At 40.9% G+C, this 17,489-nt stretch carries 16 protein-coding genes, 2 pseudogenes and 1 riboswitch; of the genes and pseudogenes, 4 read left to right on the top strand and 14 right to left on the bottom strand.

Annotated features, from left to right (window positions below; all coding sequences use genetic code 11):
• Nucleotides 1-84 precede the first annotated feature (84 nt).
• The 4 genes from AC0KTX_RS13060 (at nt 85) to ade (ending at nt 3,739) form a co-directional block, all read left to right on the top strand.
• Entirely contained in the window at nt 85-561 is a 477-nt protein-coding gene (locus AC0KTX_RS13060) for an Lrp/AsnC family transcriptional regulator (RefSeq protein WP_474252589.1), read from the top strand.
• Between the two features lie 19 nt (nt 562-580).
• Nucleotides 581-1,147 carry a chromate transporter gene (locus AC0KTX_RS13065; protein WP_474252590.1) on the top strand — a complete coding sequence of 189 codons (567 nt, stop codon included), beginning with the start codon at nt 581-583 and terminating at the stop codon, nt 1,145-1,147.
• Nucleotides 1,144-1,683: a chromate transporter gene (locus AC0KTX_RS13070; RefSeq protein ID WP_327803638.1), complete on the top strand. Its 540-nt coding sequence runs from the start codon at nt 1,144-1,146 to the stop codon at nt 1,681-1,683. Before AC0KTX_RS13065 ends, AC0KTX_RS13070 begins: the two co-directional genes overlap by 4 nt.
• A gap of 165 nt (nt 1,684-1,848) precedes the next feature.
• Nucleotides 1,849-1,950, top strand: a riboswitch (purine riboswitch).
• 46 nt (nt 1,951-1,996) lie between these two features.
• Entirely contained in the window at nt 1,997-3,739 is a 1,743-nt protein-coding gene (ade, locus tag AC0KTX_RS13075; RefSeq protein WP_474252591.1) for an adenine deaminase, read from the top strand.
• 270 nt (nt 3,740-4,009) lie between these two features.
• Here ade and AC0KTX_RS13080 read toward each other — a convergent pair whose 3' ends face one another.
• The 14 genes and pseudogenes from AC0KTX_RS13080 to AC0KTX_RS13145 all read right to left on the bottom strand — a co-directional run.
• A complete protein-coding gene (locus tag AC0KTX_RS13080; RefSeq protein ID WP_063388251.1) occupies nt 4,010-4,195 on the bottom strand; it encodes a helix-turn-helix domain-containing protein in 186 nt (61 codons plus the stop codon).
• A gap of 426 nt (nt 4,196-4,621) precedes the next feature.
• Nucleotides 4,622-4,913: pseudogene (locus AC0KTX_RS13085) on the bottom strand (4a-hydroxytetrahydrobiopterin dehydratase).
• Between the two features lie 114 nt (nt 4,914-5,027).
• Nucleotides 5,028-6,542, bottom strand: coding sequence for a cobyric acid synthase (locus AC0KTX_RS13090; RefSeq protein ID WP_474252592.1), 1,515 nt, complete (start codon nt 6,540-6,542; stop codon nt 5,028-5,030).
• Nucleotides 6,543-6,566: 24 nt separating this feature from the next.
• Nucleotides 6,567-6,743 (bottom strand): hypothetical protein, encoded by a 177-nt coding sequence (locus AC0KTX_RS13095; RefSeq protein WP_340881318.1) that lies wholly within the window; start codon nt 6,741-6,743, stop codon nt 6,567-6,569.
• 406 nt (nt 6,744-7,149) lie between these two features.
• Nucleotides 7,150-8,454: an MATE family efflux transporter gene (locus AC0KTX_RS13100; RefSeq protein WP_474252593.1), complete on the bottom strand. Its 1,305-nt coding sequence runs from the start codon at nt 8,452-8,454 to the stop codon at nt 7,150-7,152.
• Nucleotides 8,455-8,465: 11 nt separating this feature from the next.
• Nucleotides 8,466-9,239 (bottom strand): ABC transporter ATP-binding protein, encoded by a 774-nt coding sequence (locus AC0KTX_RS13105; protein ID WP_340882495.1) that lies wholly within the window; start codon nt 9,237-9,239, stop codon nt 8,466-8,468.
• Nucleotides 9,240-9,330: 91 nt separating this feature from the next.
• Nucleotides 9,331-10,125, bottom strand: a complete 795-nt coding sequence (locus tag AC0KTX_RS13110) for an ABC transporter ATP-binding protein (RefSeq protein ID WP_340881314.1) — start codon at nt 10,123-10,125, stop codon at nt 9,331-9,333.
• A gap of 12 nt (nt 10,126-10,137) precedes the next feature.
• Complete coding sequence (gene nikC / locus AC0KTX_RS13115; RefSeq protein ID WP_340882493.1) at nt 10,138-10,950, bottom strand: nickel transporter permease; 813 nt, start codon at nt 10,948-10,950, stop codon at nt 10,138-10,140.
• 2 nt (nt 10,951-10,952) lie between these two features.
• On the bottom strand, nt 10,953-11,894 hold the full coding sequence (gene nikB, locus AC0KTX_RS13120; protein WP_066248451.1) for a nickel ABC transporter permease: 942 nt from the start codon (nt 11,892-11,894) through the stop codon (nt 10,953-10,955).
• Complete coding sequence (nikA, locus tag AC0KTX_RS13125) at nt 11,895-13,418, bottom strand: nickel ABC transporter substrate-binding protein (RefSeq protein ID WP_474252594.1); 1,524 nt, start codon at nt 13,416-13,418, stop codon at nt 11,895-11,897. It lies immediately after the preceding gene.
• A 344-nt stretch (nt 13,419-13,762) separates the two neighbouring features.
• Nucleotides 13,763-14,629, bottom strand: coding sequence for an alpha/beta hydrolase (locus AC0KTX_RS13130; RefSeq protein ID WP_474252595.1), 867 nt, complete (start codon nt 14,627-14,629; stop codon nt 13,763-13,765).
• 363 nt (nt 14,630-14,992) lie between these two features.
• Entirely contained in the window at nt 14,993-16,018 is a 1,026-nt protein-coding gene (locus tag AC0KTX_RS13135) for a FecCD family ABC transporter permease (RefSeq protein ID WP_063388261.1), read from the bottom strand.
• Nucleotides 16,011-17,018, bottom strand: a complete 1,008-nt coding sequence (locus tag AC0KTX_RS13140) for a FecCD family ABC transporter permease (RefSeq protein ID WP_340786802.1) — start codon at nt 17,016-17,018, stop codon at nt 16,011-16,013. The genes AC0KTX_RS13135 and AC0KTX_RS13140 overlap by 8 nt, the downstream gene beginning before the upstream one ends.
• Nucleotides 17,019-17,038: 20 nt before the next feature.
• Nucleotides 17,039-17,251 (bottom strand): annotated as a pseudogene (locus AC0KTX_RS13145) (iron-uptake system-binding protein); the annotation flags it as partial.
• Nucleotides 17,252-17,489 lie beyond the last annotated feature (238 nt).

A 17,489-nucleotide genomic window follows, 5' to 3' on the forward strand; every position in this document is an offset into this window, starting at 1 on the left:
ATAGAAATCATAAAATATATTTTGTATACTAAAAGAAAGTTTAGTTTCTTAATAATAAACAAAACGAAATCAAAGGTGGTTTTTATGGCATTTGAATACAACATTCCGAATTTAGACATTGATGACATTGATAAGCGGATATTGGAGAAGCTGCACGAAAACAGCCGGATTTCGTATACGGATTTAGGAAAAGAAATCGGTTTGTCTCGAGTTGCCGTTCAAGCGAGAATAAACAACTTAATCGAGAAAGGAATTATCGAAAAATTTACGACGGTAATCAATCCGACGAAAATCGGCATTCATGTTTCCGCCTTTTTTAATGTCGAAGTAGAACCGCAGTATTTGGAGGAAGTGGCACAAAAATTGGCAGAGGAGCATGCCGTTACAAGCTTGTACCATATGACTGGACCAAGCAAGCTCCATATGCATGGAATCTTTAAAAATAATCAAGAAATGGAAAAATTTTTAACTAAAAAATTGTATCCGATGCGCGGTGTCGTCAGCGTTGACTGTCAAATTCTCATTAAACGATACAAGAGCCGCATGGGAATGAAATTATAATGGATTGAGGGGGAGGAACATGCAAACATCTTATAAAAATCTTATCATGGCCATGCTGAGAACCGGAGTTTTCGGATTCGGCGGCGGACCTTCCGTCATTCCGTTATTCCGTTATGAGGCCGTTTCCAGATACCATTGGGTAAAAGATGAAGAATTTGCTGAAATATTGGCCATTGCCAATACCTTGCCCGGACCGATCGCGACAAAAATGGCCGCTTACTTAGGATATAAACAAAAAGGGGCATTAGGCGCTTTTATTTGCGTTGCGTCACATATTTTGCCTACTTGTTTAGCCATGATTTTATTGTTCAAAATGGTCACGGCTTTAAGCGGTTCACCTGTGATCAACGGTATGATTGCTGCTGTTATGCCGGTGATTGCAGCCATGCTCGGGCAGATGGCTTACGAATTTTCTTCAAAGGCCATTAAAGGATTGGGAAAATGGCTGGGCATCCTCTTGATGATTGTCTCGTTTTGCCTGCTGCAGATGATTTCGATTCATCCTGCCATTGTGATTCTGCTGTTTTTAACATACGGAGCTTTCCATTTAAAACGGAAGCGCCAAAGCAAGGAGATGTCGGCATGAAAATTTGGATCAGTTTATTCATCGGGTTCTTTTTGGCCAACATCCTCGGTTATGGAGGAGGACCCGCTTCCATACCGCTGATGTATGAGGAAATTGTCAATCATTACAAATGGCTGACAAATGCTGAATTTTCCAATATGCTCGCACTGGGAAATTCTTTGCCGGGGCCAATTGCAACGAAGATTGCGGCATACGTCGGTTTTGATGTTTACGGCTGGTGGGGAGCTTTCATTGCTTTGTTTGCGACTGTATTTCCATCAGCGTTCGCTTTGATTCTACTGTTAAAATTGATTCAACGCCATCGGGAATCTTTAGTTGTGAAAGGAATGACCTTGCTTGTCCAGCCTGTCATTGCGGTCATGATGCTGCTTTTAACTTGGGAAATGATGAAAGACTCCGCCCATTCGCTCGGGATGATCCAATCACTTATCATTGCTGCTGTATCGTTCTTTGCATTAGAAAAATGGAAGGTGCACCCCGCCATTCTTATTATGTTATCCTTTGTTTATGGAGGAGTCGTTCTTCCTAATTTTTAAAACGAATTTGTTGCGACCCGCCCGAGAAACGGTGATTCTCAACTTTTCGTTTACCGGCAGGAAAAAAGCATGAACCGTTTCTCTTCTTTTTGCTCATTTCGAAAATTTGTTAAAAAATGCAACAATCATCTTGCTTTGTTTAAATCAGAGTCGTATAATCTCTTCTTAAAAATACAATGGTTTTCTCGTATAAGTTTGGAAATACGGTTCAAACGTTTCTACCAAACTACCGTAAATAGTTTGACTACGAGAGATAAACGGCTCTCCCTGTCAAACTCAAGAAATTCGAGTTTTATAGAAGGGATCAATGAGAATGGACAAAAACATTTTAAAGAAACGAATCCAAGTGGCAAGCAAACAAATTCCGGCAGACATTGTGATCAAAAACGGAAAAATTGTCGATGTTTTCAATTTAGAGATAATGAATGGAGATATCGCCATTGCGGACGGGGTAATTGCCGGTATCGGAGAATATGACGGAATAGAAATTATTGATGCCGAGAATCAGTTCATCGTTCCAGGTTTCATCGACTCCCATGTCCATATTGAATCTTCGATGGTCACACCGAAGGAGTTCGCTAAAGCGGTTTTGCCCCACGGCGTCACAACCGTTATCATAGATCCACATGAAATTGCCAATGTCGAAGGAACGCGAGGCATTTCTTTTATGCTGGAGGACTCAGAAGGTCTTGATTTGGATGTGTATTGCATGCTGCCTTCCTGCGTTCCGGCGACTTCGTTTGAAAATGCCGGCGCTGTGTTAAATGATGATGAACTTGCACCTTTTTACAAGCATCCTCGGGTGCTCGGGCTTGCGGAAGTGATGGATTTCCCAGGTGTTCAAAATTTAGATGACCGCATCATTGACAAGCTTTTAACGGCATCAGCATATAAGATCGACGGACACGGCGCAGGTCTTGGCATTGAAGGAGTCAATGTTTACAGAGCGGCCGGCATTCAAACAGATCATGAATGTGTGACAAAAGAGCAAGCAAAAGACCGCCTTGCTCGCGGAATGTACGTCATGATCCGTCAAGGATCTGCTGCAAAAAATTTGCCTGATTTGATCGGCGTTGTCAATGAAAAAAACAGCCATCGCTGTTTATTTTGCACGGATGACAAGCATTTAGACGACTTGATTGCCGAAGGAAGCATTGATTATCATATTCGTCTCGCCGTCGAACACGGACTTGATCCTCTCATCGCAATTCAAATGGCAACGATTAATGCCGCCCAATGTTTCGGACTATCGCAAAAAGGAGCGATAGCACCCGGATATGCAGCTGATTTTTTGATAGTCGACAATTTAGAAACGTTGCCAATTGCAAAAGTTTTGAAAGCCGGAAAAGTGGTTGCTGAAAACGGCCGATATTTAGGTTTAGCAACCGCAAAACAACGGCCTGTTTTATCAACAAATTCCGTTCATCTAAACATAAACGAAGTAACAAAAGAACGTTTGGCCATCCATGTGAAAACCAATCAAAAAGCACATGTCATCGAAATTATTCCAAATCAAATTGAAACGGTCAAGAGAATGATGGAAGTTCCGAGCGACGGTTCTTGCTTCGTCCCTTCCGTTGAAAAAGATTTGGCAAAACTTGCTGTGCTCGAGCGCCACAGAAACACTGGCAACATCGGCCTTGCCATTGTGAAAGGATTGGGCTTAACTAGCGGCGCGGTTGCCACAACCGTCGCCCACGATTCCCATAATCTAATCGTTGCCGGCACAAACGATGAGGATATGATCTGCTCTATTCAAGAAATAAAGAAGATCGGCGGAGGCCTTGTCGTTGTAAAGAATGGAAAGCCGCTCGCCTCTTTGCCGCTTGTGATCGGCGGATTGATGTCAGATCAAGCATATCCAATCGTCGCCCATCAACTCGATGAATTGAACAGCAGCTTGCACAAAGTGAGCAAACATCGGCATTTCAATCTCTTCCTCACGCTCTCTTTTTTAAGTTTGCCTGTCATTCCAGAGCTCAAAATTACAGATTTAGGATTATTTGACGTCACAACGTTTCAGCACATAGAAGTTGCAGCCGAGCACGGCGTTTAAATATCGTGTAAAAAATGATTGTATGGGCTGCAAAACACATAAAAAAAGAAAACTCCGGCAAGGGAGATTGGCTCATCTGCCGGAGTTTCATTTGCCTTTTTTCGCTTAGAGTTTAAATTCTTTAAGCTTGCTAAAGCTTTCCAATACGTGTCAGAAATGATTCATTCATAAATTCGCAGGAGATGTTTTTTACACGCTTGCCCGATAGCTTAACCGTTTTTTCCGCCGGACTTTATCCCGTTCCAAAATCCTTTGCTCGATCAATAGAATTCACCTTTTTGCCAGCTCGCTTCGGTCAAAATCAAACAAATTATACAGCTTGTATGCCATCATGAGCTCAAAGCGCATATCTGCATGATTTAAATCAACATTGAGTATTTCTTCAACACGTTCAATGCGATATTCAAGTGTGCTGCGGTGTATAAATAATTCTTTCGAAGCTTCGCGGTAAATCAAAAGGATTTTTGCAGCGCTTCGGTCATGGTCATACGATTAAATTCGGCAGGTTGTTTTCCTTCAACATTGTCAATGATATCTTGAATGGTGCTATGACATGATCCGATCACTTAAAAGTTTTCCTTCAACAACATCAACTAACATCCTTGTTGCCTGCTTTGTGTGTGCAAAATTTCGTCATTTTTTTTATCCATAAATGCAGATTTTCCCCAAAAAGACCATATACACGCTTCTTGCAGCTCCGCATCATTTCAGCTGCCCATCTATTCGAGAAAAACAGGATGCCTTTTAAATCGCATCATTTTTTTGAAAACCGCTCTCCTTCTCAAGAAGAAAGAAGTCCCTTATATCGTAACTTATGGTGCGGCGGAAAATGCGGCTTTCTACACGTCATCTGCTTCACATATAATCCACTTTTTTCCGTTCTTACCCTGCTTTTATTTTTTCATAAGCTTCATCATATTTTTTCGCCAGTTCGAAATCAAGCTTTGTGAGTCCTTTCGCTCTCTGAGACGAAATTTTTACCGTGATGAACTTATAGTCAATAGAAATGATGATGGTTTACTTCTTCAGAAATGTCCGAAATTTTCCGCACGAATTCGATTTCTTGCAAATCATCTTGAAAGAGGTACTTTCTTGCAATCCATCGCTCTTCAAGAAGCTTCCAATCTTCCATCTCTTGTAAAAGAGATTGCACTTCTTCATCTGTTAACCGCATGACCGTTTCCTCCCGGATTTTTATAAAAAAACAGACAGCTAAAATCACAGTGCAAAAAAGATTTCCATATAAATGTAAAGAGGCGAACAAACATATCAGATTTCCGTTTATTTCTTAGAAAAAAGATTTGCTTTGAAACCGTTCCATTTCCCGATAAATAAACTCGATGTCTACATGCTTCCGGAGACAATCGGCAAGCCGGTCAAAGGCTTCTTCACGAATGTTTTTCATTGATGGCCGCTCATAAATCGCCGGAAGACCTTTTCTTTTTCTTATCAAATTCAAAAATGCCGTTCGAAACTCATCGTTATGAAATATGCCATGAAAATACGTTCCAATTAGGAGGCTGTCTTGGCTTATGCAGCCGTCAACTCCTTCTTCCGTCGTAATAAATGGCGATACGTCCCCTTCATAAGAAGTTGTTCCCATATGAATTTCATAGCCTTCCACCGGCACACTACAATCAGCAAAGTGGGCCATCCCTGTTGTAAGAGTCGTCCTTTTCTCTTTCATCATGGCGGTGCGAATCGGGAAAAAACCGAATCCGTTTGCGCTCCCTATCGATGTTTCTACGTGATAAGGGTCGGAAATCTCCCTTCCGAGCATTTGATAACCGCCACATATGCCGACAATGACTGATTTTTTCGCTCGATAAAGCTTTTCTATCGCATCCGCAAAGCCGGATTTTCGCAAAAGCAATAAGTCCTCAATTGTATTTTTTGTTCCCGGCAAAATGACAACATCCGGTTCTCTGAGTTCATTTGCCTCCTTTACATAGCGAACATGGCAATCCTTTTCATATAGAAACGGGTCAACATCGGTAAAGTTCGAAATGTGAGGAACATGAATAACAGCAATATCAATCTCGCTAGTTTTCTCATTTGTACGTGGAAACGTATCTAATATGACGGCGTCTTCCGCCTCAATGTTTAAATTAGAAATATATGGTACGACCCCTAAAACCGGTTTGCCTGTATACTCTTCAAACCAGCGAAGTCCCGGCTCCAGCAAGGAAATATCCCCGCGAAACTTGTTAATCACTACCCCAATTACGCGATCGCGATCTTCAGGCTCAAGCAGCTGCAATGTTCCTACTAAACTCGCAAATACACCGCCTCTATCAATGTCGCCGACAAGAATGACAGGAGCGTTTGTTAACCGGGCAATGCGCATATTGACAAGCTCGCGATCATTTAAGTTAATTTCCGCAGGGCTCCCCGCTCCTTCTATAACGATTCGCTCATATGTACTTGCCAAATGATGATAAGCTTCTTTAATCACCTGCAAACCAAGTTCAAAAAATTCCTGCCGATACGCTGCTGCCTTATAATTTTGATACGGCTTACCGTTCACAACAATTTGTGAAGTGTGATCGCTCACAGGCTTGATCAAAATCGGGTTCATATCCGCCGTTGCGACCGTTCTTGCCGCCTCCGCCTGCACTCCTTGGGCGCGGCCGATTTCCTTGCCGTCAACGGTAATATACGAATTGAGTGACATATTTTGTGATTTAAACGGCGCCGTTCGATATCCGTCCTGCGCAAAAATTCGGCAAAAACCTGTCGCAATCACGCTTTTTCCCGCATCGGAATGCGTACCTTGAATCATGATGGGCAATGCTTTATTCATCTGTTTTTCTCCTCTCACAATCATTCACAAATGTTTCGCAAATTCCGAGTATGAAGCACCGCCGTATGAAAAGGCGGGCCAATAAATCAGGACTGCATGTAAATCCTTTATCTTCGAAAAAAAAACACGGTGGCTATTTTTTTCATTGATCACGCCGATCAATTCAGGCAAATTTTTGGCAGCAAATCTTTGACGAATCATCACGTACATTCCACGGGAAAGTCGGTCTCTTGCTTGCTTTTTTGTCGCACATTTTTAACTCGCCCACATGATGCCAATTTCCCGACATTGCTTGCCGTTCCAACAATGATGATTCTTTTCCAACATTTTTACACGGTAACTTTTTGGTTGGATTCTACTGTTTCAACAACGATGATTTATTTCCAACTCATTCATGCTCCCTTTTCAAAAATTGATGATGACTGAAGTATTATAACATCCTTCATTTTCCGCTAGTATCATGATGCACGAGATGATCAAAAATAATTGCTATGTTTCTTTGCTAAATGAAAAATCCAGCATATACAGTGATCGTGATCTGTAAGTTAAGGCATATCTTTATGTGTCCAATCGTTTGATAGACTCAGCACTTAAGATCACCGGCACCTCATTTTTTGAATAAAGTTCTGTTTAATGCTGGAACATACATAGCTAAAAACACAGACCGACCGAGGCTGAAAACAATAAAAGCAAGCCACAAACCGTGGTTATAATACATCGGAATCAAAATGAAAAGACAAACAATATATACTGCAAGAGAAATCAGCATGGAATTGCGAATCGGATTGGTCATGGTCGCTCCTGTAAAAACACCGTAGAGAATTAAACCGAAGCTTGCCGCAAGTGGAAATATCGTGACCCAAATACTGTAGGAGCTGGCCAGTTCGATCACATTCTGATTTTTCGTAAAAACAGGAATGATCGAATCTTTAAACAGTATATAAATAAGCATCATAAACAAGGGGGAAATTATCGCCCATTGCCCTGTCAACGATAAAGTGCGTTTATACAAAGCTTCATCCTTTGCACCGACAGCTTTTCCGACGAGAATACTGTTGGCATTGGCAAATCCGTCTAAAAAGTACGCCATGATGTAATGAATTTGAATGAGAACGGCATTGGCTGCCAGTATTTCGGTACCAAAAGAGGCACCTCTCGCTGTAAAAAGATTAAACACGGTTAACAAACAAATCGTGCGAATAAGCAAATCCCGATTGACCGCCATCATCTTCTTAAATTCTCCTGCATTCCACAGCTCGCTGCTAGGAATGGAGAAAAGGCGAAGATCGGAAGACTTTAACACGATATACATTCCAATGAGAAATGCAGCCACTTCTGAAATCAATGTAGCGGCAGCTACACCATTCACATCTTGATGAAAAACGTTCACAAACAACAAATCAAGTACAACATTTAATAGATTCATAAATACTTGTAAAAATAGCGAAATGTTAACACGAGACATTCCCATGAGCCATCCTAGAATGACGTAATTCGCCAGCGTAAACGGGGCTCCCCAAATGCGGATCGAAAAATATTCGTCCGTGAAAGTCATGACTTTCTCATCCGGATGAATAAGCGTTAATGCGATATGCTTCATCGGCCATTGAACGAGGATAAATAGAATGCCGACGGCTAACGCAATGAGGAACGGTCTTACGAAATATAAAAAACATTGCTTGGCATCTTGCGCACCATAAGCTTGTGCGGCAAAGCCGGACGTACTGACCCGCAAAAAGCCAAACAACCAATACATCGTATTAAAAATCATCGTCCCTACAGCTACGCCGCCAATATACGCTGGATCAGGAAGCTGTCCCACTACTGCCGTATCGACAGCTCCTAATAACGGGGTGGTGATCGTTGAAATGATAAGCGGAATCGCCAAAGATAGATAAGTTCGGTGAGTCATTATTATCCCCCTTAACCTTCAAACAAGTGAATGAGCATTTTTGTATATGGGTGGCGGGCTTGAGAGAATATATCATTCTTTTGAAAGCAGTCAATAAAAGCCCCATCTTTCATTACCAAAATGCGCTCGCTTAAAAAATGAACCGACGGGAGATCATGGGAAATAAATAGATAGGATAATTCCAATTGTTTTTGCAGCTCCTTTAAAAGAGTTAATATTTGCCCTTGTGTATAGACATCTAAGCTTGCTGTCGGTTCATCTAAAATGATCAAAGACGGCTGGATGCTAATCGCACGAGCAATGGCAACACGTTGTTTTTGCCCTCCGCTTAACTCGTGGGGATAGCGATAAAGATAGCGGTCCGTCATCCCAACCATCTCTAGCAGCCGCTTTGCGCATAATTCACGGTGCTCTCTTACATCCTGCAAATAAATGGGGCAGATATTACGATGTGTATCTAATGCCTCCATGACAGAATCGATGATCTTTCGTTTTGGATTTAAAGCCGCTGCCGGATTTTGAAACACCGCTTGCATACAATGGCGAATTTTTCGAATTTCTCTTTTAGTCATTTTATGCAATGGTTGGTCATGTAAAAAAATTTCGCCTTCGCTTATTTTTTCTAACATAAGCAAGCAGCGCGCCAATGTACTTTTCCCGCTGCCGCTTTCACCGACAAGCCCGACGCATTCGCCTTTTTGTATCGATATCGACACCCCGTTGACTGCTTGATGACCTGAAGCATAAATTTTTTTGATATTTTTGGCCAATAATAGATCTTCCATCATGACATATTCCTTTCCATTGCAAAATCCAGTTTAACAGGCGAGGCAATACGCCTCATCGCTGGTACAACGCTGAATGACCGCTCGGCCTTCACGTGATCACTTCATGCATTTTATTCGGCAAGGTTGGAGCGGCACTCAATAATTGCTTGGTATAAGGATGACGAGGATGGTAAATAACATTTGTTTTCGTCCCTGTTTCGACAATCTCCCCTTTCTTCATTACTGCAACAGTATCGGAATATTTCCTAGCAAGCCTCAAATCATGTGTAATAAATAATATTGCACAATTGATTTTCTCTTTGATATTCGCGATGACCTCTAACACATGTGCTGCTGTCATACTGTCAAGCGCAGTGGTAGGCTCATCAGCAATAAGCAATTTCGGATTCAGCATAATGGCCATAGCAATGGATGCACGCTGCAGCTGTCCGCCACTTAATTGAAAAGGGTAACTATTGTAGACGCGTTTTGCAGGGAGTTGTACGTCTTCCAATGCTTGAAAAGCGATTTCTTTTCTTTCGTTTTTAGTTAAAGAACAATGAGTTTGGATCATTTCATCCATTTGCTTACCGATTTTTATAAAAGGAGTAAACGAGCTTTGATAGTCTTGGAAGACATAAGATATTTCTTTTCCCCGTAAATTCTGAAATTCTTTTTTCGATAAATGAGTCATATCCTTGTTGTCAAACTGAATATGCCCGGCGGCTATCCACATTTCTTTCGGCAGAAGCCCTCCAATCGCAGAAGCTGTGATGCTTTTGCCGCTGCCGCTTTCGCCAATTAATGTAAACCATTCTCCTTTTCTGGCAGTTATATTCACATTTTCAACAATCGGCTTATTTCGAAAATTAATTTGCATTTGATCAATAGTTAATAATGACATACCATCTCCCCTTTATCCTTTTACATCAAAACGGTCTCGCAATACATCACCAGCTAAATTAGAAACTAGAACAGTAAACATAATGGCAATTCCAGGAATAAACATTAAATATGGCGAGGTGTGAAAATATGGTGTACTTTCGTTCAACATCGCCCCCCATTCAGGAGTTGGCGGCTGCGCTCCTAAGCCGATGTAAGATAAGGAAGCGATCAACAAAATAATTTTTCCAAGATCCAACGTCGCTAAAACGAACACATTTCCCACGACATGGGGCAGCAAATGCTTACGAATAATTTGAAATGTGCTTAAACCATTGACAACCGCCATTAAAATGTAATCTTTTTCTTTCTCAGATAACACCGTGCTGCGGACAAGCCGCACATAGCTTCCCCATTTCGCTACAACGATTGCAAAAATTAAATTTAACATACCGGGGCCTAAAATACCGCTCAGTACAATTGCGACAATAAAATCAGGGAAAGCTAGAAAAGCGTCTATGATTCTCATCAAATAACGGTCGAAACGGCCTCCGACAAATCCTGAAAACATGCCTAACGGAACGCCGATCAACAAAACAATGCCCAATACGAGAATACTCGTTCCGACCGTTACTTGCCCTCCCGCTAGTATGCGAGAAAATAAGTCTCGCCCCAAATAATCCGTTCCGAAAAAATGCTCCGCACTTGGTTTCAGCAGACGTTCATTCATATTGATTTGCAACGGATCATATGGAGCAAGCAGCGGAGCTGTCAAGATGACAAGAAAAAAGGCAAATAGTATAAAAAGAAGCGTTCGTGAGTGCGTCCAATACATTTTTCTAAACATTTTCAACGTCTCTCTACTCCTTTTAAACGTATCTCAGGGTTTAAATAACGGCAGCAAATATCAACGAATATATTAATCAAGACAATCAAAATCGTAATAAACAATACATACCCTTGAATGACCGGGTAATCCCGGCGAATAATCGCATCTACCACCATTTTTCCAATTCCCGGGTATGCAAACAGTACTTCAATGACAACTGTGCCGCTTATTAAACTCCCAAGACTCATACCAAAAATCGTTATGACTGGAATTAAAGAACGGCGGAAAACGTGGAATAAAAATATCCGTTTTTCACTAATCCCTCTTGCCCTTGCCGCTTTCACATAGTCCTCATTCAAGCTTTCTAGTAAACTGGAACGCAGCAATCTGACATAAACAGCTGACATCGCGATTCCTAACGTAAGGGATGGCAGGATGACGTGTTGAATCGTTCCCTTTCCCATGCTTGGCAATATCCCTAATTGAACGGCAAATAATTCAATGAAAAGGAGCCCCAGCCAAAAGCTGGGGATGGATGAACCGACTAGTGCAAACAAACGGCATATATGGTCCACCCATTTATTTTTATAGAGTGCAGATAAAGTGCCTAAAGGAATAGAAATCAGAATCATTACGATTAAAGAAGTGCATGTGAGCGTAATGGTCGCAGGAAACCTTGATAACAACTCAGAAACTACCGGCTGCTTTGTTATATAGGAATGGCCTAAATCAAACTCGAAAAATCGTTTCAACCAATACCAATATTGAACGTATATAGGTTCATGTAACTTCAGTTCTTCTCTTAGCGCTTCAATTTGTTCTTTCGTAACGGACACTTCATCTACTTGAAGCATCTGTTTGACAGGATCGCCAGGTGCTAGTTTTATAAATATAAAACTAATGAAAGACAGCAGAAGTAAAAATATGATGAACTCTATGAATCGTTTCGCTACTTGAATCATTTACCCTTCCACATCCAAATCTTTTGTTAACATATAATACTCGCTTTTACTAGTCACCCAATTTTTTACTCCGCCACGATAGGCAACAATAATATTTGGATGTAAGATAAAGGAATGGAGAGTCTTCTGATCAATGATTTTTAATGCTTTCTTCGCCAAATTGTTCCGTTCGTTCACGTCTACCGTTTGGTTCAATTGTTGAATGCTAGCTGTTAATTCTGGATGGTTAATACTCGCGTAGTTCAGCGCTCCGTTCGGCATGTATGTCGCATTCAAAAAGTATGCCGCATCTCCGCGCGGAGCCGTCACACTGCTGTATGTAGCAAAATCCCAATCATCATTGGCCGCTAAATACTCATCAATATTTTCCACTTGCTGAATCGACATCTCTATGCCAAGTTCCTTCGCCTTTGATTGGAGAATTTGTACAATTAAAGGAAGTTCAGGACGCGATGCGTATGTCAGTACTTTAAGCCGAACGGCCTTTCTGTCTTTCGTAACTTTTCCGTCTTCTACTTGAAAGCCTGCATTACTAAAATACTGTTTCGCCGCCTCTATTCCGCTTTCCTTTTCTTCATAGGATGGCGCAAACGGAGAGCCAGCCAAAAAAGGATCTTTCGCTTCAACGGCATGTCCATTTAAAATATGTTCAACAATTTCCTTCCGATCTATTAAAGCATCCATCGCCTTCCGCACATTTTCATCTTTCATATAGGAGCTCTTCATATTATAAAACAGCTGATGTGTACGCAAACTTGGAACTGATTCTATTTTTACATTTTCTTCTTTTAATTTTTCAAGATTTTCTACCGGCGGTCTAAAAATAATGTCCGCATCTCCTGATTGAAGCGCCATTTTCCGTGCATTGGCATCCTCATTGAAAGCAAATGTTGCTTTTTCAAGCTTTGCTTTGCCATCCCAATATTTTTCAAATCGTTCGACCTTCAGCTCTACCCCAGGCTCAAAAGAAGAAATTTTAAATGGCCCCGTACCGATTGGCCTTTTATCAATATCTTTTTCATCAACATCGACGATCACTGTATTTGGATGTACGAGCTCTGAAGGAAATTGCGGGAATACTTCTTCCGTTTGAATCGTTAACAATTGACCATCGGCTTCCATTTTGCTGATTTTTAATGCCGCTTGAACAGATGGACTATCGTTGATTGCTCTTTCTAACGAGGCCTTCACCGCTTGAGCATCAACTTTTTTCCCATTATGGAATGTAACACCTTCTCTAATTTTAAACGTCCAGTTTTTCCCATCTTTACTTTTCCATTCTTCTGCAAGCCAAGGTTTAATTTTTTGCTGTTCACTAATTTTGACAAGCGTCTCTCCTACTCCCGCACGAACTATCGTATAGTTCGTGTCTAAATGCGGATCGAGTGTGTTGGTTGGAAAGTTAAAAAGCAATGTTAATTCTTTGCTGCTCTTCTCCTTTTCTTTTGAGGAAGACTGTGAGCATCCGACAAGCAAAAAAATTGTTGTTAAAAGTATTAATATGCTTTTAACATATCGAAACATTTTCTTACCTTCCTAAATCGTAATGATTTCTATTTTTATTTTCCTATCATACATATATTCGCTATTTTTGTAAATATTATTTCGAACAAAAATAATTCAAAATCACATATTTTTGAAATGTCCATTTATTTCTCGACATTCCCACTTCAAGAAATTGATGAGTTTCTTCCAAAAATTCCATGCTGAATCACATATAAGGCAAAATTAAAAGGCATGAGTCCGGTGTAATACCGAATTCATGCCCAAACAGTTGCCTAAATTTCCGTGTCTAACTTTTTGGGTTCAGTTCAAATTTTTGAAAAAAGTTCGCTCTCTTTATTAAGCATGATAAGAGCCTTGACAGATTATGTGCCCTGCTTTTCGCTTAGTGCAAACCTCACAGCACGGTTAATCAACGCCGGCAGCACGGACACATGGCCTTCATCCTCAAATTCTTTAAATTCCACGTGAAAATTGTTTTGATCAAGTCGTAATAGTCGTTCTGCAAGCTCTTTAGCGTTCGCATTCATGCCGCTTTTATGGAATTTTTCCAATTCTCCTACAGTGATTAATAATCGTATATGATGCTTATCATTTTCTAGACTAGAGATAAATTTTTGCTCTGCATCAAGTAGAAGCGATTTATTCCAATGAATGGACGGGCTGCCTGCGATATACGTATTGAAGGCGTACGGCTTTGTAAACAATGTTTGTAATACGAAGAGGCCGCCGAGTGAATGACCAAAAATCGCTTGTCTGTCTTTATCAATTTTGAACCTGCTTTCGATCAGCGGTTTAAGCTCCCCATCAATAAATTGCAAAAACTGTTCCGCTCCGCCATATTCTGGTCTGTCTGTCCCCTCTCGTCTCGAATACAATTCCGAAGCTGGCGGAGTCAGTGTAAAATCATAATAGCGTTCAGGAGAAAACGGTTTTTCGATATGGTAACCGATGCCGACTACTAGTGCTGGAACGATTCCTGTCCTTTCGGGCCGCCTTGATTGGATACGGACTGCCTCAAACATTGTTCCGAATATAGCATTAGCATCCAAGAAATAAATAACTGGAAAGCCTGAAGGAGGAGGAGGCACATCAGGTATACCAAGCAAAACTTTGTATTGCCGATTTTCTTTTGAACGTATTAAAAATTGTTCAGTACTCGGAATGCTAACTTCTCGGCCAGCAGTATCTTTGTCCATCACATCAGCTTGTTTATCTTTTTTCCTATGCATGGTTAAACGCCTCCATATCATGGATTGATATCATCGGGGCAAAAATTACAACCCTCCAACTGAACATTTCAACCTCTTTTCCAAAGCCGACAAACATATGTATTCGCAACTGGTACTCTATTCTCTGACGGGCAAAACGGGCTCTTCCTTCATTAAAACAACCTGATGGGTAGCCGATTTTTTGAATGGATCACCTTCTATGGTTCATAAGACTTTACCTAGTATTTAAGACATCGCTTAGTAATGCCAAAATGGTGCCGAACGATGATTCTCATCTATATGAAAATAATTAGGTAAGATGATGCGGGATGACCTTTGAACTTATGAATCATTTACACAATTCCACGTTTCATTAGAAAACTCTCATTTTTTACTATCTTTAAATAATAAATAAATGAAATAAGGAACACCGATGATGGAAATGACAATCCCGACAGGCAATTCAGCTGGAGAAAAAACAGTTCTGGCAATATAATCGGAGACAATGACCATAAGCATGCCGACCGTTCCGCTGACGGGAATTAGCCAAAAATGATGGATTCCGACCAAACGCTTGGCGATGTGCGGTGCTATCAAACCGACAAATACAATGTTTCCTGCCACAGAGACACAAGCGCTCACAATTCCGATACTGCATAAAAGGAACACATTTTTTTCTTTTTCCGTACGAATTCCCAGTCCTATTGCTCTATCTTCTCCTAATTGAAGCAAGTCGAGTATATACGATTTTTTTATAATAATAGGAACTAATATGACGAGCCAAGGCAAAATAGAGACAATGTATTTCCAATTAGCATTCCATATACTTCCATTCAACCAAACTGTCGCCATTTCAAAATCCTGAGGGTTCATTTTCAAGGATAAAAACATAGACAAGGCCCCAAACCCAAATCCTATTGCAATTCCAACCAAAATCGCACGTTCGGAATCTAGTTTTCCATTTCGCCATGAGAATAAATAAATCAATAGTGCTGAAGCCAGTCCGCCTATCCAACCAAACAGCGGCATTGCCAAAGTTGACAGCCATCCGCTTCCCGTTATTTGTCCTTCAAAAAAGAGCATAAAAATAACGATAGCGGCTCCTGCCCCTGAATTGATTCCTAAAACGCCAGGGTCTGCAAGTCCATTTCTGCTGATCCCCTGTAAGGTTGCACCCGCCACTGCGAAACCAAATCCAATCAATGAAGCTATTAAAATACGGGGCAAGCGAAATTCAAATATGACCAAATCATGCTCAGAATTGGGATCAACCCGCAGCAAAGTCTTTACTATATCGATAACTTTAATATCAAATTCACCGTTTGTTAAGCTGACATATATTGCAGCAAAAATAAAGACTATACTGATCAGCATCACTGTCCAAAATCGTCTCGCCATTTGTTTATGCATATGTTCCTCCTCCTCTCTTGTAAATTAAATAGAGGAAGAAAGGAACTCCGATTAGGGAAGTGACAACTCCAATAGGAGTCTCAAACGGGTAATTCAAAAATCTGCTTAAAATATCGGACAGTGCTAAAAAAATACCTCCAAGTACTCCGGCGCAAGGAATAACCCACCTATAATCGATTCCAATTAAAAATCGGGTTATGTGCGGAATGATTAAACCAACAAATCCAATATTTCCTGCCAGGGTAACAGAAATACCAGTCAAAATGACGGTGCTGGCCATTGTTAACGCTTTGACCAACACCGTTTTCTGTCCTAAACTTACAGAAACTTCTTCACCTAAAGAAAGAATTGTGAGCGATTTGGAAATATAAAGAGCCATTATGATCCCGACAATTGCAAAAGGAATCGCAAGTTTTATTAGAAAGGGATCCATCTGATGCAGCCGGGCATTATACCAAAAACTGATGTTTTGCGATACTTGAAAATACGTTGACAAGGCAGCGGAAATACTGCTGAGAAACGTTCCAATAATAGTTCCGATGATCGCCATTCGAACGGGTGACATTCCGTTTGGCATAAGCGACGCCACGCCGAAGACGAAGCCAACAGCAATGGCTGAACCGAGTAGTGAAAATATTATCATGCTCAAAGATGATGCATCCGGCATGAAAATCATGCAAAGTGTAATAGCGAAAACCGATCCGTCAGAAACTCCCAAAATCGAAGGGGAAGCAAGATAGTTCCTCGTCATTCCCTGCATGATCGATCCAGATATGGCCAAGAAAATTCCGATTAAAAGTGCTCCAATCGCTCTTGGCAAACGGGAATGTATTACAATTTGGTGATTTACATTTTCCGGATCAAAATGAAAGAACGCCTCCCAAACCGTTTCGAAATTTATATCTTTCGCTCCATAAAGTATAGATAATAGAACTATGAGCACAAACGCAATAGGTGAAGAACATAAAATGAGAATGGATATAGGAATCTTTAAGCGCATATTATGATTCCCGCCCTGCATCATTCATTTGCCAATTTTTCAGTCGCTGCTTTTAAGAATTGAATTTTACTCCATGCTGTACCGCCTTGTGCCAACGGATCCACAACGTTTACGAATACTTTGTCGTTTTTAACTGCATTAATGCTTTTCCAGATCGGATTCTTTTGCAATTCCTCTAGTGCTTTTGGATTCTCTTGGTTCTCATCCTCTGAAAATTGGACAAAGAGATAATCGAGTCAGTCAAGACTTTGTGGGAACTTTTTTGATTCCTGAAAACAGATGTAAGTCATAGGTTAGCGAACCATTTTTTTGAATTTCATCCGTAAGCGCTTTCGGACTCTCATCCCTTGCCATGACAGACGAATATGTATACCTTTTTTTACCATCCCTTGAATTCAGACAGGGCATGATAGATCGGAGTCCCGGACGATTGCTGTAAATATGGCTTGTTTCCGCGTTACCTCCGGAAGA

The organism is Aeribacillus sp. JST-2, from assembly GCF_056032925.1.

What these genes read in the sequence shown, in the direction of transcription:
- AC0KTX_RS13060 (WP_474252589.1), top strand. Translation starts at nt 85, where the DNA reads ATGGCATTTGAATACAACATTCCGAATTTAGACATTGATGACATTGAT.
- AC0KTX_RS13065 (WP_474252590.1), top strand. Translation starts at nt 581, where the DNA reads ATGCAAACATCTTATAAAAATCTTATCATGGCCATGCTGAGAACCGGA.
- AC0KTX_RS13070 (WP_327803638.1), top strand. Translation starts at nt 1,144, where the DNA reads ATGAAAATTTGGATCAGTTTATTCATCGGGTTCTTTTTGGCCAACATC.
- ade (WP_474252591.1), top strand. Translation starts at nt 1,997, where the DNA reads ATGGACAAAAACATTTTAAAGAAACGAATCCAAGTGGCAAGCAAACAA.
- AC0KTX_RS13090 (WP_474252592.1), bottom strand. Translation starts at nt 6,542, where the DNA reads ATGAATAAAGCATTGCCCATCATGATTCAAGGTACGCATTCCGATGCG.
- AC0KTX_RS13095 (WP_340881318.1), bottom strand. Translation starts at nt 6,743, where the DNA reads ATGATTCGTCAAAGATTTGCTGCCAAAAATTTGCCTGAATTGATCGGC.
- AC0KTX_RS13100 (WP_474252593.1), bottom strand. Translation starts at nt 8,454, where the DNA reads ATGACTCACCGAACTTATCTATCTTTGGCGATTCCGCTTATCATTTCA.
- AC0KTX_RS13105 (WP_340882495.1), bottom strand. Translation starts at nt 9,239, where the DNA reads ATGGAAGATCTATTATTGGCCAAAAATATCAAAAAAATTTATGCTTCA.
- AC0KTX_RS13110 (WP_340881314.1), bottom strand. Translation starts at nt 10,125, where the DNA reads ATGTCATTATTAACTATTGATCAAATGCAAATTAATTTTCGAAATAAG.
- nikC (WP_340882493.1), bottom strand. Translation starts at nt 10,950, where the DNA reads ATGTTTAGAAAAATGTATTGGACGCACTCACGAACGCTTCTTTTTATA.
- nikB (WP_066248451.1), bottom strand. Translation starts at nt 11,894, where the DNA reads ATGATTCAAGTAGCGAAACGATTCATAGAGTTCATCATATTTTTACTT.
- nikA (WP_474252594.1), bottom strand. Translation starts at nt 13,418, where the DNA reads ATGTTTCGATATGTTAAAAGCATATTAATACTTTTAACAACAATTTTT.
- AC0KTX_RS13130 (WP_474252595.1), bottom strand. Translation starts at nt 14,629, where the DNA reads ATGCATAGGAAAAAAGATAAACAAGCTGATGTGATGGACAAAGATACT.
- AC0KTX_RS13135 (WP_063388261.1), bottom strand. Translation starts at nt 16,018, where the DNA reads ATGCATAAACAAATGGCGAGACGATTTTGGACAGTGATGCTGATCAGT.
- AC0KTX_RS13140 (WP_340786802.1), bottom strand. Translation starts at nt 17,018, where the DNA reads ATGCGCTTAAAGATTCCTATATCCATTCTCATTTTATGTTCTTCACCT.